This window comes from Phenylobacterium sp. (assembly GCF_020253645.1).
Lineage (GTDB): Bacteria > Pseudomonadota > Alphaproteobacteria > Caulobacterales > Caulobacteraceae > Phenylobacterium.
This window is the reverse complement of the sequence record NZ_JADCBG010000182.1, coordinates 1-15,357: the sequence shown is the minus strand read 5'-3', so window position 1 is coordinate 15,357 and position 15,357 is coordinate 1. Positions and strand designations below refer to the sequence as shown.

General features: G+C 67.2%; 13 protein-coding genes and 1 tRNA gene. 6 read left to right on the top strand and 8 right to left on the bottom strand.

Annotation, left to right across the window (positions count from 1 at the left end; genetic code table 11):
* Nucleotides 1–247 precede the first annotated feature (247 nt).
* The 3 genes from INE98_RS14580 to INE98_RS12070 all read right to left on the bottom strand — a co-directional run bounded on the left by INE98_RS14580 (nucleotide 248) and on the right by INE98_RS12070 (nucleotide 1,820).
* Nucleotides 248–634, bottom strand: a complete 387-nt coding sequence (locus INE98_RS14580) for an NUDIX domain-containing protein (RefSeq protein WP_367120195.1) — start codon at nucleotides 632–634, stop codon at nucleotides 248–250.
* Between the two features lie 484 nt (nucleotides 635–1,118).
* A complete protein-coding gene (locus tag INE98_RS12075) occupies nucleotides 1,119–1,364 on the bottom strand; it encodes an AMP-binding protein (protein WP_293539178.1) in 246 nt (81 codons plus the stop codon).
* Nucleotides 1,365–1,385: 21 nt separating this feature from the next.
* Nucleotides 1,386–1,820 carry a VOC family protein gene (locus tag INE98_RS12070; protein ID WP_293523791.1) on the bottom strand — a complete coding sequence of 145 codons (435 nt, stop codon included), beginning with the start codon at nucleotides 1,818–1,820 and terminating at the stop codon, nucleotides 1,386–1,388.
* A gap of 315 nt (nucleotides 1,821–2,135) precedes the next feature.
* Here INE98_RS12070 and chrA point away from each other — a divergent pair, with 315 nt between their 5' ends.
* From chrA to INE98_RS12055, 3 genes are all read left to right on the top strand, one after another.
* The gene (chrA, locus tag INE98_RS12065; protein WP_293539177.1) at nucleotides 2,136–3,449 is read left to right on the top strand and encodes a chromate efflux transporter; all 1,314 of its coding nucleotides are present in this window, start codon (nucleotides 2,136–2,138) and stop codon (nucleotides 3,447–3,449) included.
* 51 nt (nucleotides 3,450–3,500) lie between these two features.
* Nucleotides 3,501–4,130 carry a CoA pyrophosphatase gene (locus INE98_RS12060; protein ID WP_293539176.1) on the top strand — a complete coding sequence of 210 codons (630 nt, stop codon included), beginning with the start codon at nucleotides 3,501–3,503 and terminating at the stop codon, nucleotides 4,128–4,130.
* Nucleotides 4,131–4,790: 660 nt separating this feature from the next.
* Nucleotides 4,791–5,291: a GNAT family N-acetyltransferase gene (locus tag INE98_RS12055; protein ID WP_293520363.1), complete on the top strand. Its 501-nt coding sequence runs from the start codon at nucleotides 4,791–4,793 to the stop codon at nucleotides 5,289–5,291.
* A 292-nt stretch (nucleotides 5,292–5,583) separates the two neighbouring features.
* Here the strand turns inward: INE98_RS12055 and INE98_RS12050 are convergent, their stop codons facing one another.
* From INE98_RS12050 to selB, 5 genes are all read right to left on the bottom strand, one after another.
* Nucleotides 5,584–6,519 carry an aminoglycoside phosphotransferase family protein gene (locus INE98_RS12050; RefSeq protein ID WP_293520364.1) on the bottom strand — a complete coding sequence of 312 codons (936 nt, stop codon included), beginning with the start codon at nucleotides 6,517–6,519 and terminating at the stop codon, nucleotides 5,584–5,586.
* A 321-nt stretch (nucleotides 6,520–6,840) separates the two neighbouring features.
* Nucleotides 6,841–7,359: a UGSC family (seleno)protein gene (locus INE98_RS12045; protein WP_293539175.1), complete on the bottom strand. Its 519-nt coding sequence runs from the start codon at nucleotides 7,357–7,359 to the stop codon at nucleotides 6,841–6,843.
* A 31-nt stretch (nucleotides 7,360–7,390) separates the two neighbouring features.
* A complete protein-coding gene (locus INE98_RS12040; protein ID WP_293539174.1) occupies nucleotides 7,391–8,977 on the bottom strand; it encodes a hypothetical protein in 1,587 nt (528 codons plus the stop codon).
* 40 nt (nucleotides 8,978–9,017) lie between these two features.
* Nucleotides 9,018–9,112: transfer RNA gene (locus INE98_RS12035), tRNA-Sec, on the bottom strand.
* A gap of 13 nt (nucleotides 9,113–9,125) precedes the next feature.
* The gene (gene selB / locus INE98_RS12030) at nucleotides 9,126–11,045 is read right to left on the bottom strand and encodes a selenocysteine-specific translation elongation factor (protein ID WP_293539173.1); all 1,920 of its coding nucleotides are present in this window, start codon (nucleotides 11,043–11,045) and stop codon (nucleotides 9,126–9,128) included.
* On the opposite strand from selB, the gene selA reads away from it, so the two are divergent.
* The 3 genes from selA to INE98_RS12015 all read left to right on the top strand — a co-directional run.
* Complete coding sequence (selA, locus tag INE98_RS12025) at nucleotides 11,011–12,633, top strand: L-seryl-tRNA(Sec) selenium transferase (RefSeq protein WP_293539172.1); 1,623 nt, start codon at nucleotides 11,011–11,013, stop codon at nucleotides 12,631–12,633. The genes selB and selA overlap by 35 nt on opposite strands.
* Before the next feature lie 68 nt (nucleotides 12,634–12,701).
* On the top strand, nucleotides 12,702–13,901 hold the full coding sequence (locus tag INE98_RS12020) for an FAD-binding domain-containing protein (RefSeq protein WP_293539171.1): 1,200 nt from the start codon (nucleotides 12,702–12,704) through the stop codon (nucleotides 13,899–13,901).
* On the top strand, nucleotides 13,898–15,357 hold a 1,460-nt coding region (locus tag INE98_RS12015), incomplete at its 3' end, for an FAD-binding domain-containing protein (protein ID WP_293539170.1). The genes INE98_RS12020 and INE98_RS12015, both read left to right, overlap by 4 nt.

Below are 15,357 nucleotides of genomic sequence, written 5' to 3'. Positions count from 1 at the left end.
GCCGGAACGTCCGGTCGCTGACCCCAAGCATCTGAGCCGCCAACTCCTGGCCAAGCTCGCCCCGCTCGTGTCGATCCAAAAGCTCCTCAAAACGCATCTGTCGTATGCTCTCGTCGATACGCGCCCGGTTCATCAATCGGCCCTCCACAGAGCCATTCGACAAACCGGACACTTCACGAGCTACAAAGCCCGGTCAGATCACGAGCTAGCCACACCAAAGTGACACATAGGTGCAAGGCAGGTCAGCTTACACTGGATTTAAGTCGCCCTTCGCAAGCCGCTCCGCGAGCTCCCAAAGCGCGGTGATGTTCGAGTCCCAATGAAGTCTGTCCCGCACAGTATCATGGGAGCCCCAAAGGAATTCCGTGTGTTCGTCAGATAGAGCGATTCCCACGCCAGTAGCATCAACTCCAAAGCAATACTCGGGAATAACGTACCGATGTTCGGTCCAGAACCGATGTGCCGGAAAGTGCCGCACGGATACGCTAGCCATGCTGTCCAAACGACAGTAGGGCGCTGACTGAGGGATCCCTGCTTCCTCCTCCGCCTCACGCTTCGCGGCGACCGGGGGAGCCTCGCCCACTTCGCCCCCTCCTGCGATACCTTGCCAATAATCGGCATCGGAGCGCCGCATCACGCAGAACTCCCAACCTCCAGGTACCTGGCGATAAGGAAGGACGAGAACATTGTAGGGTGCACGCATCTCAGCTAGGCCTCTAGATAAGCGCAATGGAACAATACGAACTCACGCTAGGAGATCAGCCAGAAGTTGCGCCGCCCGCGCATTGCTCTGAATGCCTTGCCGCAAGACATAGAACGGCGCGTGATAGTAAAGCTTAGACGTGTTTGACGCATCATCGATCGTCGAGAGGGGCCGGGCTGGTCGCCACAATCCGGCGAGACAGGCGAGCGGTCTAGATAGTGCCGCCAAGGAATCTAAGCGATTTTCATGAAGCGTCGCTGCGGCCTGACATGGAGACATGAGCTCGAGCGTCGCAACAGCGCAGGACTCGTCGAACACCGGGGTGACAAACGCGCGAACCTCGCACTCGGTGCGGACACGCGATCCCCGCAGCGACGCGAGATCGCGCGGGGACAAGACCAGTCGTCCGCCAGCATCAGGAGCGTACCGCGCCAATCGCCATGATCGCCAGGAGAGTCGATGCGAGATCGCCGGAGTCCCGCAGCCTAAGAGCCACCCGGTCGCCGCGCGAGACTCCATGCCCGCGCAGGCCTTGGGCGTAGCTGGCGACGCGTTGGGCCAAGTCGCCGTAGGTGAGGGTTTCGTCGTCGGCGATAACCGCGACGCCGTCCCATCCTGCCGCGGCGGCGCCGGACTTGAGGAGATTATCCGCGGCGTTCACAAGCCTCTCCCAGTCCGCCGATCAGCCACCCATGTCATCGCGGATCGCCAACCAGCGTTTCTGCAGCTCCTCTTCGGACAACGCCTCGACCTGAGTGGCTAGGGTCCAGGTGTAACCGAAGGGGTCGGCGAGCGCGCCGCTCCGATCGCCGAAGAACTGGTCTTCGGGTGCCTGCTTGGCGGTCGCGCCGAGCGACACCGCGTGGGCGAAAACCGTGTCGACGTCGTCCACATAAAGATGGATCGACACCGGCGACCCGCCCATCGCTAATGGACCTTGGTTCTGGAACGCCGGGCTCTCGTCGCAAAGCATCACGAACGCGTCGCCGATGCGCATTTCGGCGAAAGCCACGACGCCGTCGGGCATTTGCAGAATTCGCCCGGGGACAGCGCCGAAGGCCTGTGCGTACCAGTCGATCGCGGTCATGACGCCCGCGACCGTCAAATAGGGCGTCACGGCGGTGTACCCACCTTGGCGCTTTCCCACGACCGCTAGCCTCTCTCTGCAACACTGGGCCATCGCGCGACGACAACACTTTGTCCCGGCCCGGCGCGCGTGGCCGCGAAGGTCACCTCTTACATTTGAGGCTGCACGAAGGGAAATTCAACTTCAAGTCGTGTCATTGACAGCTGACATCGGCGGCCTTGTCCCCGGACCGGCTGCGGGATAGCGTTCGTACATCGGGATTACGCAACCTCCCGGACAGGCCTCACCGCCCAAGCGTTGCCTTTCCCGTCCGTCCTGCGGCGGATGAAAGGGCGTGAGGACTTCATGGCAGACCCGGCGCAAACCCCCGCTTTTCGAGAACTCGTCGGCGCCTTCGCCCGCATCGGATGTCTCAGCTTCGGAGGCCCGGCCGGCCAGGTCGCCCTGATGCATCGCGAGATCGTGGAGGAGCGGCGCTGGCTGACCGAGGACCAGTTCCTTCACGCCCTCAACTTCTGCCACCTGCTTCCCGGGCCGGAGGCTCAGCAGCTGGCCACCTGGATCGGCTGGAGGCTCCATGGTTGGCGGGGCGGCCTTGCGGCGGGGCTCCTGTTCATCCTGCCGGGGGCGATGGTGATCCTGGCCCTGACCCTGGCCTATGTGCTGGCGGCCCAGGCGACCTGGTTCGCCGCCCTCTTCCTGGGGGTGAAGGCGGCGGTCCTGGCCATCGTCCTGCAGGCCCTGATCCGGATCGGCGGACGCGCCCTGGACACCCCCCTGCGGCAAGGGCTTGCGGGGGCGGCCTTCCTGGCCCTTTTCGTCCTGGACCTACCCTTTCCCTGGGTTGTGGGCATGGCGGCGGTGCTCGGGGCGCTCGTGGCGCGGTTGCGCCCGGGCTGGCTGGGACTGTCGCCGCCCACCGATGGCGGCGCCAGGGCCGCTTCGCCCTGGGCGGCGTCCGTCCGAAGCGTTCTCGTCTGGGGGCTGATCTGGGGGACGCCCATGGCGGCGGTCTTCCTGGCGGTCGGTCCCGACCATGTGCTCTGGAAGATCGGCGTCTTCTTCTCGCAGCTGGCTGTGGTGACCTTCGGCGGCGCCTACGCCGTGCTCGCCTACATGGCGCAGGAGGCGGTCCAGGGGTTTGGCTGGCTCTCCACCCCGGAGATGGCCGACGGTCTCGGCCTGGCCGAAACCACGCCCGGACCCCTGATCCTGGTGACCCAGTTCGTGGGCTTCCTCGCGGCCTTCAGGGCGCCCGAACCCTTCACCCCCCTGGTGGCGGGCCTCCTGGGCGCAGGTCTGACCACCTGGGTGACCTTCGCCCCTTGCTTCCTCTGGATCTTCTCCTTCGCGCCCTGGATTGAGCGCCTGCAGGCGTCGGCCTTCCTGCGGGGGGCCCTGTCCGCCCTGACCGCGGCGGTGGTCGGCGCGATCGCGAGCCTGTCCCTCTGGTTCGCCCTGCACGTCCTGTTCGCCCAGGTCGGAACCCTGCAGGCGGGCCCCCTGCGCCTGCCAGCCCCTGAGACAGCGAGCCTGGATAGCCGGGCGGCCATCCTCACGATCGTGGCCCTGGCGCTGGTTTTCGGCCTGAAGTGGGGCGTCCTGAGGGTCCTGGCGTCCTGCGCCGTCGGCGGCCTCCTGCTCCTGATCCTTACCTGACGGCGGCGGGGGGTGACATGCGGGCCGGGAACGGCCTAGGAAGGTGTGGACATGTCCCACGCCTTCACTCCTGACTTCCGCGACCGCATCGCCGAGGCCTGTGCGTCCTTCCCGCGGATCGCCCACTCGGACGGGGACCTGAAGCGGGCGGCGGTGGCCCTGACCCTGACGGCGGCGGACGATGGATCGGGGCAGACCGCCTTCCTGCTCACTCGACGGGCCGAGAGCCTGCGCGCGCATTCCGGCCAATGGGCCTTGCCCGGCGGGCGGCTGGACCCGGGCGAAACCCTTGCGGAAGCCGCCCTTCGGGAGCTGTCGGAAGAGGTCGGGCTGGACCTGCCGCAGAGCGACATCCTGGGCCTGCTGGACGACTATCCCACCCGCTCGGGCTATGTGATCACCCCCGTGGTGACCTGGCTCGAGGACGCCTCGGCCCTGCGACCCAATCCGGCCGAGGTGGCCTCCACCCATCTGATCCGGCTGGACTACATCGCCGCCCCGGACGCGGTGGACTTCGAGACCATCCCCGAGAGCGACCGCCCCCTGATCCGCCTGCGGATCTCGGAGGAACACCGGATTCACGCGCCGACGGCGGCGGTGGTCTACCAGCTGCGCGAGCTGGTCGCCGGCCGCGTCACCCGGGTAACAGAGCTGGAACAGCCCGTCTTCGCCTGGCGCTAGGGGGAACTGTCAAGCTGGACCCGGAGTTACGGTGACATTGGGAGAAATAGATCGTCACTCAAGGCATCGGGACTTGCTATGCGGCAGGCCTGGGACAACGACGCGCGCAAGTCTCGCCATCGGTGGAGCTCCCCAAGGGTGAAGGAACTCAGTCGCACAGGGCGGGGTTTCATATAGTTTCACCGTAACCCCCCTATTTTCCGGACCGATGTAGTGTTTTGAAGACTAACCAAAGGTGGAGGAGTTGACCAGCGACAAGCCCAGCTCCCAAGACCAAGAGAACAGGGAGCCTCAGGTGTTCCTGGCCCGGACGGGTTGGCAATACATTTAAGAGGCAGAACAGTATTAGTATGCCAATTGATATCGCGGGTGCCACGCTAAGGCCAATAAGACGCGGCGCTGTCCAGTTCACCTCTCCGGTTATCCCCCACTGCATCGGCACCCTGTCCTCTTGGCGCAGTACAACATTGGCGCGGATCGCAATGACGATCACCATGAGCCCAAAGAAGAGCGCAATTGCCGGAACGACCATAGAGGCCTCCTGAGTGCTGTATCGAGACCAAGACAATAGCCGGTTTCGCTCGCTACGCGCAATCTCACTGGTGCAGGCTTGGTTGCCAGCAGGTTGTACGATGCACATGGCACAGCTAGAAATCCAGGATGATCGAAATAGCCCAGATGCGTGAGGATCTGATCCTGGGGTGGCGTGCCACATGCGAGGCCGTTGCATCGGAGCGCGTCTATCTTGGCAGAGTAACCCTCCCGCCCTTTGATCCCAACAACCCGTTCCAGCGCAACCACATCAGGAAGGATTGGCCAAGTTATGTAGTGCTGGATCGCGATGCCGTCGTCGGCTGGGCTGATGTCACGCCGGTGGACATTCCAGAGTGCGCGCATCGGGGGATTCTTGGCATGGGACTCCTCGCCTCTCATCGGGGAATGAGGCTTGGCAGCCGCTTGCTGGAGGCCTGCATAGCTCACATGCCCCGCACACAAATGAGCAAGATTGAACTATCCGTCTACAGCTCAAACACAGCTGCGATCGCGCTTTATCGGCGGTTCGGCTTTACCGAATTTGGCATGGTGCGCGACCATCGACGCCTAAACGGTGTAAGCTATGACGCCCTGCTCATGGAGCTGGCAACTTCATCTGGTGCGTGATTTGAATGTCGGAGGCGCCAGGTGTCAAAATCCCAAGCCAAGGCTCAAGGCGCGGCTCTTTGGAGCTGCAACATTAGACCCCGCAACATTCTCTCGCGAGCAGAACTCATGTTTTGGGACTTACGGGGACATTGGAAGAAATAGATCATCGCTCAAGGTATCGGGACTTGTTGTGCGGCAGGCCTGGGACAACGACGCGCGCAAGTCTGGCCATCGGTGGAGCTCCCCAGGGTGAAGGAACTCAGTCGCTCAGGGCGGGGTTTCATACAGTGTCACCGTAACCCCCAGCTTGTCAGGCGACTAGCCGGCTGGAAAGCTCTAACGCGCGCTTACGAGATGCTTCGAACAGGGCGGGCGCCTCAATCTCCTCTACTGCGACACTCATGAGAAGCGTGGCCGTTTCGAGTTCATATAAATCCAAGTGCGCCCCCGCCGCGAGGAGCGTATCGTCATCAAGGCCATATGCCTTGCGGAAGGGTTCGGTGAGGGAACCGAAGGAGCGAAGACGGCCTAGCTCCAACCACGGATCGCCGACCATGGCGTTTGCCACATCAATTATCGCGGCGATGCGCCCGCCCAGTACGCAGATATTACTCGCCCGCAAATCCATATGAAGGAGCGACACAGCGGCGCACTGCCGCTCCTCGAACCGCAGCTTTGCGACCTCAAGCACGCGCTTCGTCGGCAAGTCGTCGCAGTAACGCTTCGCCGACCTGAGCCGCCCCTCCAGCCGCCCAAGCATTTCGGAGCCCCAGTGAACGGGGATTGGCATTGTGCTGACAATAGGCCGGATCGCGTGAATCCGTCGTGCCAAATCGCCAAGCTCAGCCTGCAGACTTGGAGCAAGCTCCTCGAGAGGGCTGTGGGGAATGAGCTCGCAGAGCATCCACGAAATCGGCGAATCCAAGCTACGCCGACGCCACGAGACGATCATAGGGGCTGGAATGCTTGCGCTTTGCAGCAGACCAAGTACCTCAACCTCCTTCTCAATGATGTCTGCGAAATCGACATCGCCCTCATAGCTTGTCGACAAGATCTCGTGCTTTGGACTGCGAACGACGCCGATGATCTCGTTGTTCCGGTACGCAAGGTCGGCCCAGAAATCCACGCCGTCGCGCCAGCTCGTGATCCTGACGGTTTCACCGAGCGCCGTCCCGACCGACTGCGCGAGATTTTCGTGCCGCTGCACTGCAGATTGCGAAATTGTAGATTTGAAATCGGTCTGCAAGTCTATACTCAAGACTCTGTGCTGAAAGACATTAGGCTACGGCATCCGTGAGTTACGGTGACACTGTATGAAGTAGATCGTCACTCAAAGCATCGGGATTTGCTATGCGGCAGGCCTGGGACAACGACGCGCGCCAGCCTGGTCATCGGTAGAGCTCCCCCGGGTGAAGGAACTCTGTCGCTCAGGACCAGGGTTTCGTACAGTGTCACCGTAACCCCCCGGAAGACCCCCTCCGGCCCGCATTCGCGGTCCACCTCCCTCTGATGGGGAGGAATTACCGAGTCAATTGCTCCCCCAAAAGACGAGGAGGTCAAGGGCGGTTCAGGTCGTGATCGCCGCGACGACCGCTTCGAAGACGGCACGGGCCTTACCGCGCATTTCCTCGTCGTTGGCGTCCTGGATCGGGTGATCGACCAGCAGGTAGCGCGCACCCTCCATGCCCAGCGCCTTGCGCTGGACCTCGGCGGCCTCGGCGAACTCACTGGAAGCGATGGAGACGGCGGGAAGCCCCTGGATCTCGAACCATACAGTGTCGTGCAGACTGCACGTCGTGCATGATCCTCAATCGGCGAGGGCTTCCACCAGGACGCTGCATTCCGACTTGATCTTCAGCCGCAGGTCCGAGGGACAGGGCTTGGTGAAGGTCGGCTTGGCGTAGCGCCGGATCTCGTTGTCCGGGAAGCGGTCGGCCAGCAGGCGCTCCAGCTCGTCGAGGAGCACGTTGCCCCGGGGCTTGCTGATGTCCAGGAGGCCGATCACCCCCTCGATGGTTCCCGTTCGCGGGGTGATCTGACGGGCGACGGGCACACGCTCGTCGGTCGGATCCAGGATGGTGGTCATGACTTTCCTCCGAAGTCCGGAAACGAGGCTATCAGCAGTCGATCTTCCTGGAAACGACCGTTGAGCCCATGGCGCCCGTGACCCAGCCGTGGAAGGCGGCCGAGAACTTCCCCGCCTCCGAGCCGGCCACGACGATGTGGATGTACTTGCCGTCGGCGAACTTGGGCGTCAGGGTCGCGAGCATGTCGGCGGTCATCCGGGCGGCGGAGGCGCGCGGGATGCCGGCGCCGGAGACCTCGTTGGACACCATCTCGCTCAAGGGGCGCGAGGTGACTTCCTGAATGCGGGCGCGGAGCCTCTCCTTGGAATAGTCCCCATCGACGGTGAGCGTACGGATGTGCTCCGGACAGACCACCAGCAAGGCGTCCACGGGCATGCGCCGGATCTTGGGCAGGAACATGCCCTCCAGGCCCAGGCCGAGGGTCCCGGCGAGCTGGTCAGGCCTGCGGGACTCCTGGTCGACGATCTGGACCGGGCCGCTGGTCATGGCCAGGGCGGTGACAACGGAGTCCTCCGGGCGGAAACCCCGCTCCACGTGCAGGGGATCCCAGGGCGACCCCTCCTCCCACTCGGCGAAGCACATGGTGAACTTCATGGGGTTGGACATTGTGGAGCGGTCCACGCCCCCGGGGCGCGCGCCGCCGAGGTTGCGGATCACAAGGCGCACCGCCCGCCCGATGGTGGCGTTGGCCCGGTTGCCCGCGCCCAGGGCGGCCAGCTTCATGTTCATGCCGATCCGGTGACGGATCGGCCCGTTCACCACCAGGACGGGCGAGGCGCCCATGGTGGTGGCGTTGACCCCGTGGATGTTGAACTCATCGGTGCAGACAGCCTCGACGGCGGCGATGACCACCGGCAGGTATTCGGGACGACAGCCCGCCATGACGGCGTTGATCGCCACCTTCTCAACCGTGGCCGGGGCCATGTTGGGGGGCACGACGGCGACGACGTCCTGCGGATCACGCGTCGTGCCGGACAGCATGCGCAGGACGCGCTCGGGCGTCGGCGCCACCAGGGGCAGGCCGTCGCTGAAGCCTTGGTCGAACAGGAATTCGTCGACATCGTCCGAGGCGGCGACCTCGATCTTCCTGGCGCGGATAGGGCTGCCCTCGGCCTCGGCCACGAGCCGGTCGTGGATGTCCGGGTCCAGATGCTTGGAGCCGCAGCCGGGCCGCCAGTCCGGCAGGCCGGCCCAGTCCACCTGAGGGGCGGGCGTCCCGAGGGCGGCGGAGACGCGGGCGGACAGGGCCTCCCACTCGGCCTTGACGAGGCCCTCCATGACCGGCGCGGTCACGCCCTCTGCGTCCGTCCAGAAGACGGCCGGTACGCTCTCGAAATCCCAGGCCAGGGAGGTGCGAAGGGCGCTGTCGTCCAGTATGGGCAGGGTCAGACCATGGCGGTCCCGGAGGATCTCGGCGCCATCACGAGCCTGCGCCACGATCCAGACGTCGGCGTGCTCGCCCCAGGTGCGATGGAAGGCCTCAAGGAGGGGGGCGACCAGGTTGCAGGTGGCGCAATCCTCCTTGGCGAAGCAGACAAGGCTTGGACGGCCGGCGGGGAAGCTTCGCACCTCGCCCTCGAGGTCTCGGAGGCTGAAGGCCCCCGGGGTCTTGCTCATGTCTTCATCCTCCAACCTGCCCCCGGTGCGGAGGCCGTTCTGGCGGAGGTGGATGGGAATCGAACCCACCACACGCCGGTGCGACGTGTCTCCGGTTTTGAAGACCGGGGAAGCCACCAGACTCCAGTCACCTCCATCGGGAGGGACACTAGAGCGGGACCGGGGGAGGACCGAAGCGGTTTCTTGAACGGAGAACCTGACGCAAGTCGCCGCGACGTATCGTGTCGCCCCGTGCGTCGAGGAATTCGAGCACCGGGACGATGAATTTTCTGGAGGTCGAGAGGGCGGCCCGCGCTTCCCCCGTTGTGAATTCAGACGGGGGCGGAAACCTCGCCTCCAGGATCTCCAGGGCGGCGTCGAGCGCGTCGAGATGGAAGACCAGGGTCTGACGGAGGGCGTGGTTCCTGAGGGCCGTCATGCGTCCGGAACCGATCAGGAGATCCACCAGCCCGGCCTCGAAGCCGGAGGGATCCGGCGGCGTCACGCCGCCCGAAAGGAAGGCCGCCTCGATCCGGGCGAGCCGGGCCGTCTCATCCAGCGAAAGGGCGGCGAAGGGGTCATGGTCGGCGAGGGCGACCTGGCCTCTCTCGATCCGGAGCGCGCCCGAGGCCAGGAGCCGCGCTTCAACATGGGCGACAAGGTCCGCTGCAAGGCTGCGGGAAAGGCGGGCCCGGTGGGCGCCGAGGGATACATAGGCCCTGGCCGGCTGGGCCTGATGGGCCTCTGCAAGGCTATCCAGGTAGGTGCGGGACGCAGACTCCAGCGCCGCCTCCGTGGCGAACAGGTCGGCGCCGAGGCGTCGCCGCGTGTTCTCCAGCCAGGCCTCGACCTCCCGGGACGGACGCCGCGACAGCCGGCGGGTCTCCGGGAGGGAAACGACTCCCCCGTCCCGTTCGGCGAGGGCGTCGGCGATCCCCTCAAGGTCCCCCCCGGCGGCCGCGGCGAGCAGTCGCCGGCGGGCGTGGAGCGTCCTGGCCCTGAGAACGGGCGCGAGGGGATCGAGCACCTCGCCCCCGGCGAGGGTCTCCGCGGGAGAAGGGCGGCGGAGGATCAGGCGCTGGCCGGTGAAGGCGGGCACAGGGGCGGGAAACCGGAGCTGGGCCAGACCCTCACGGCCCGGCTCCAGTCCGGTGGCCTCCAGAAGACGAACCCGGGCCATGTCCTGTCTCGCCCCCCAGAGCACCTTGACCTCGTCGCCGGAACGCAGGGGGCGGGCGGCCCCGGGCGCGACGCGGAGGAGAAGATCGACACGGCTGGACGGCCCCAGGTCGCCCGACGTGCAGAGCACCTCGCCGACCTCGACCTCCCCCGCGGAGACGCCACGGAGCGCCGCCGCCACCCGGTCGCCGGCTCGGGCCGAGGTCACCGGCTGACCATGAACCTGGAGCTGACGCAGATGGACCCGGCGGCCGGAAGGCTGGAGCACCGCCTCCGCGCCCGTCGTAAGCGCGCCGCCCTGGAGGGACCCCGTCACCACGGTTCCCGCGCCGGGGAGGGTGAAGACGCGGTCAAGCGGCAGGAGGGCGCCCGGCAGGGTCGCCGGCGGCGGACTTTGCGAAGCCTCCAAGCGAAGCGCCGAATGGAGAGCCTCCAGGCCCTCTCCGCTCTGGGCGGAGCAGAAGACGTACGGCGCCGTGTCGGCGACCAATCCGGCGAGTTCCGCCCTCAGACGGGTCTCAAGGGCGGGCCTCTGCGGCTCCGGGACAAGGTCGGCCTTGGTCACCGCCACCAGGCAGGCCTCCAGGCCGAGCAGGCCGGCGATCCGGAGATGCTCCAGGGTCTGGCGTCCGACGCCCTCGGAGGCGGACACGACCAACATGGCCGTCCGGGCTCCCGCGGCGCCCATCACCATGGCCCTGATGAAATCCTCGTGGCCCGGCGCATCAAGGAAATCGACTCCGCCCTCCGGATAGGCGCGCCAGGCGAAGCCGAGGGCGATGGACATCCCCCGCGCCTTCTCCTCGGGAAGCCGGTCGGTCTCGACGCCGGTCAGGGCGCGCACCAGAGCGGTCTTCCCGTGGTTGACGTGGCCGATGACGACTACGCCCAGGAACGGAACGACGCTCATCGGATACGCTCTCTCTTTCGGAACAGACCAGGCCCCCTACCTAGGTCTATCCCGGCCCACGGTCATCCGCCTTGCGCGCCTCGGCGACTTCGGGTTCGTTAGCGCCACCCTGCCGAGGGAGGCCGCCGTCAGCTCCAAGAAACCCCATGGCGTCCCTCAGGACCCTCGCCGACGGCTCCCCGCGGTGGGAGTGGTCTGCGAGGATCCCGCCGCCGCACCCCTGAAGGCCCTCCACGGCGCCGAGGCCGTGACCCGCGCCGTACGGGGCGCCCTGTCCGAGGCCCGCGCCCGGCTGGCCGTTCGGTCGGATCGGGCGCCGACGGTCGCCGACCTCCTGGAGACGGCGGGCCGACGGCTGGCGGACAGCAGGCGCGAGACCCTCTTTCCCGTGATCAATGCAACAGGCGTGGTCATCCACACCAACCTCGGCCGGGCGCCCCTGGCGCAGGAGGCGAAGGATGCAATCGGGATGGCGGCCGACTTCACCAACCTGGAGATGGATCTCGACAGCGGACGGCGCTCGTCCCGGCACGAGCACCTCGACCGCCTGATCGCCGGCGTGACCGGAGCCGAGGCGGGCCTTGCGGTGAACAATTGCGCCGGAGCCGTCCTGCTGGCCCTTGCGGCGCTCGGCGGAGGCGGACCGGTCATTGTCTCCCGAGGCGAGCTGGTCGAGATCGGCGGGGGCTTCCGGGTCCCGGACGTCGTGTCCCAGAGCGGTTCCCGGCTGGTCGAGGTGGGAACGACCAACCGGACCCACCTGCGCGACTATGAGAGGGCGATCACCGACCATCCGGACGCCCGGATTCTGCTGCGGACACATCCCAGTAACTTCCGCATCACGGGGTTCACCAGCACACCGCCCCTCGACTCCCTCGCCCATCTTGCCCACGCGCGGGGCCTTATCCTGGTCGAGGATCTCGGCGGCGGCGCCCTGGTCGACCTGTCGGCCCACGGCGTCCCGGGCGAACCCACCGTGCAGGACAGCCTGAGAGCGGGGGCGGACCTGGTGCTGTTCAGCGGCGACAAGCTCCTGGGCGGGCCGCAGGCCGGGCTGGCTGCGGGCCGCAAGGCGACGGTGGAGGCCCTGGCGGCGCACCCCCTGGCCCGAGCCCTGCGGCTGGACAAGCTGTCGGTGGCGGCCCTGGCTGCCACCCTTCGCCTCTACCTTCCGCCTTCCGATCCTGTCAGGAGGGTGCCCGTGCTGCGCCTGCTGGCGCAATCGACGGACGAACTCGAGGCCCGGGCGGAGAGCGTCAGGGCGGCGCTGGGCGACATTCCCGGCCTCGTCACCGCCACCGTCGCGACCGAGGGATACGCGGGCGGAGGCGCCCTGCCCATGCTCGCCCTGCCGGGCCGCGCGGTGAGCCTTCGCAGTGATCTGCTTTCCGCCGAGGACCTCGCCCTGCGGCTGAGGACCGGCGGGATCCGGGTGCTCGGGCGGATCGATCACGAGACCCTGCTGCTCGAAATGCGCACGGTGGAGACCCATCAGGCGCCCGCCCTGGTCGAGGCGGTCCGCGCCGCCCTGGGCGCTCCGGAAGTCCCGCCCCCGGCCCATCCGCCCGATACCCCTTCCCCCGGCTGAGGCGCACCCACATATCCGCTGGGCCGTTGCGGCCGGACGCAAGGTCCGGGCGGCGGCGGAGCCCCTCTGTGCCTGACGCCCTGATCTTTCCGCCGACGCGCGCCGACGCCCTGGATCGGCTTACCCGCTTCGCACCTGCGGCGGGCCAGGCCTATGCCGAGGGACGGAACTTCGATCCGGGGCCGGAGCAGGACGGGACGGTCTCGCGCCTTTCGCCTTATCTTCGTCGCCGCATGATCAGCGAGGCCGAGGTCATCGCCGCTTCGCGGTGCGCGCATGGCGATGACGGGGCGCACAAGTTCGTCCAGGAGGTCCTCTGGCGAACCTACTGGAAGGGCTGGCTGGAAATGCGCCCGTCGGTCTGGTCCGGCTTCCTCGAGACCTGCGAGCGCCAGAGGGACGACCTGTCGGACCACGGGGCCCTTGCCGACGCCGAAGCGGGGCGGACGGGCCTGGAGGGCTTTGATGACTGGGCCCGCGAGCTGGCCCGGACGGGATACCTGCACAACCACGCCCGCATGTGGTTCGCCTCGATCTGGATCTTCACCCTGCGCCTGCCGTGGGCCCTCGGGGCGGACTTCTTCCTGCGTCACCTCCTCGACGCCGACCCGGCCAGCAACACCCTGTCCTGGAGGTGGGTGGCGGGCCTGCACACCCCCGGCAAGACCTATCTGGCGACCCGTGAGAACATCGCTCGCTTCACCGGAGGGCGGTTCGCGCCAAACGGGCTCGCCCGCGAAGCCGTCGCCCTGGCGGACGCCCCGCCGCCGCTGCCAAAGCCGCCGCCGCCCGCCGCACAGAGGCCGCCGCCCGGCTCCTTTGTGTTGCTTGTCACGCCCGAGGACCTCGATCCGGAGCCGGGCCTTCTGGATGAGAACCAGAGGCTCGCCGTCGTCGTGGCCGATGACCCCGGACTGTCCTCCGGCGACCTCGCCTTCCGGTTCACGCAGGGCGCTGCGCGCGATGCGGTCGAGCGTCTTGCAAGCCGGCTGGAGGGTCCGGTCGGCCTCCTGCCGGATCTGAGTGCGGAGAGCCTCGCCGCCGCGGCGCGCAGCGCCGGGTTGAAGCGGATCGTCACGCCCTATGCCCCTGTCGGCCCGACCGCCACCGCCCTGGCCCGGCTCGCCCCCGCCCTCGCGCAGGAGGGACTGGAGATCGTCCAGGTCCGCCGCGCCTGGGACGACCGCCTGTGGCCGCACGCGCGCGCAGGCTTCTTCGCCTTCCAGAAGGCGATACCCGCCCTGCCCGGTGTGGAGGCCGGGGGATGACCGGTCCGCTGCAAGTGGTGTGGTTCAAGCGCGACCTGCGCGTGGAGGATCACCAGCCGCTGGCCCTGGCGGCGTGCGAGGGACCCGTGCTGCCGCTCTACATCGCCGAACCGGGCCTCTGGGCCCAGCCTGACGCCTCAGGTCGGCAATGGGCCTTTGTCACGGAGTGCCTGGGGGAGCTGACCCGGGCACTTGGACGGCTGGGCCAGCCCCTGTGCATCGAAATCGGGGAGGCTGTGGAGGTGCTGGGCCAGATCCATGCGCGCCACGGCGTGGCCGCCCTCTGGAGCCATGAGGAAACGGGGAACGACTGGACCTATGCCCGCGACCGCGCCGTCGGCGCCTGGGCCCGGGCTGCGGGCGTGCCCTGGAAGGAAGTGCGGCAGTCCGGGGTCATCCGCAGGCTGAAGTCCAGGGACGGCTGGGCCAGGGCCTGGGACCGCGACATGGCGGAACCGGTGACACCGCCGCCAGCGGCCCTGCAGCCCCTCGGCGGCGACTGGTCGGATCAGGCGCCCTCGGCCGAGGCGCTGGGCCTCGCCCCGGATCCCTGCCCGCTTCGCCAGCCCGGCGGCAGATCGAGGGGCCTGGGCATGCTGTCGAGCTTCCTCGAGGAGCGCGGGCGCGACTATCGGAAAGAGATGTCGAGCCCGCTGTCGGCCTTCCGGTCCAGTTCGCGGCTCTCGCCCCATCTCGCCTGGGGGACGCTCTCCATGCGCGAGACAGCGCAGGCGACGTGGGCGCGCCAACGCGAGGTCAAGGCTCAGGGATCGCCTGAGGCCCAGGCCTGGCGGGCCTCCCTCGCCTCCTTCTCGGGGCGCCAGCACTGGCGGGACCATTTCATCCAGAAGCTCGAGGACGAGCCGCGACTGGAGTTCGAGAACCTGCATCCCGCCTACGACGCTGTCCGGTCCGGCGTCGCCGACCCGGTCAGGCTGGAAGCCTGGCGCCGGGGTCAGACCGGTTATCCGTTCGTGGACGCCTGCATGCGGGCGCTGGACGCCCACGGCTGGATCAACTTCCGCATGCGCGCCATGCTCATGTCCTTCGCCAGCTATCACCTCTGGCTTCCCTGGCGGGAGAGCGGCCTGCACCTGGCGCGATGCTTCGTGGACTACGAACCGGGAATCCACTGGCCCCAGGTGCAGATGCAGTCGGGCACAACGGGCATCAACACGATCCGCATCTACAACCCGGTCAAGCAGAGTTACGACCAGGATCCGGAGGGGGCCTTTGTCCGCGCCTGGGTGCCCGAGCTGGCGGCGGCGCCTGACGCCCTGGTTCATGAGCCCTGGCGCTGGGAGGGCGCCCGGTCGCTGTCTTACCCTCCCCCCCTGGTCGACAATGCGGCCGCCATGCGCGCGGCCCGAGAAACCCTCCACGCCCTGCGCCGGGACAGCGGCCATCGCGCCGTCGCAGGGACGATCGCCGCCCGACACGGGAGCCGCAGGTCCGG

Coding starts and splice junctions, on each gene's coding strand:
- selA (WP_293539172.1), top strand. CDS start 11,011: ATGACGACTACGCCCAGGAACGGAACGACGCTCATCGGATACGCTCTC.
- INE98_RS12055 (WP_293520363.1), top strand. CDS start 4,791: ATGATCGAAATAGCCCAGATGCGTGAGGATCTGATCCTGGGGTGGCGT.
- INE98_RS14580 (WP_367120195.1), bottom strand. CDS start 634: ATGCGGCGCTCCGATGCCGATTATTGGCAAGGTATCGCAGGAGGGGGC.
- chrA (WP_293539177.1), top strand. CDS start 2,136: ATGGCAGACCCGGCGCAAACCCCCGCTTTTCGAGAACTCGTCGGCGCC.
- selB (WP_293539173.1), bottom strand. CDS start 11,045: ATGAGCGTCGTTCCGTTCCTGGGCGTAGTCGTCATCGGCCACGTCAAC.
- INE98_RS12060 (WP_293539176.1), top strand. CDS start 3,501: ATGTCCCACGCCTTCACTCCTGACTTCCGCGACCGCATCGCCGAGGCC.
- INE98_RS12040 (WP_293539174.1), bottom strand. CDS start 8,977: ATGAGCAAGACCCCGGGGGCCTTCAGCCTCCGAGACCTCGAGGGCGAG.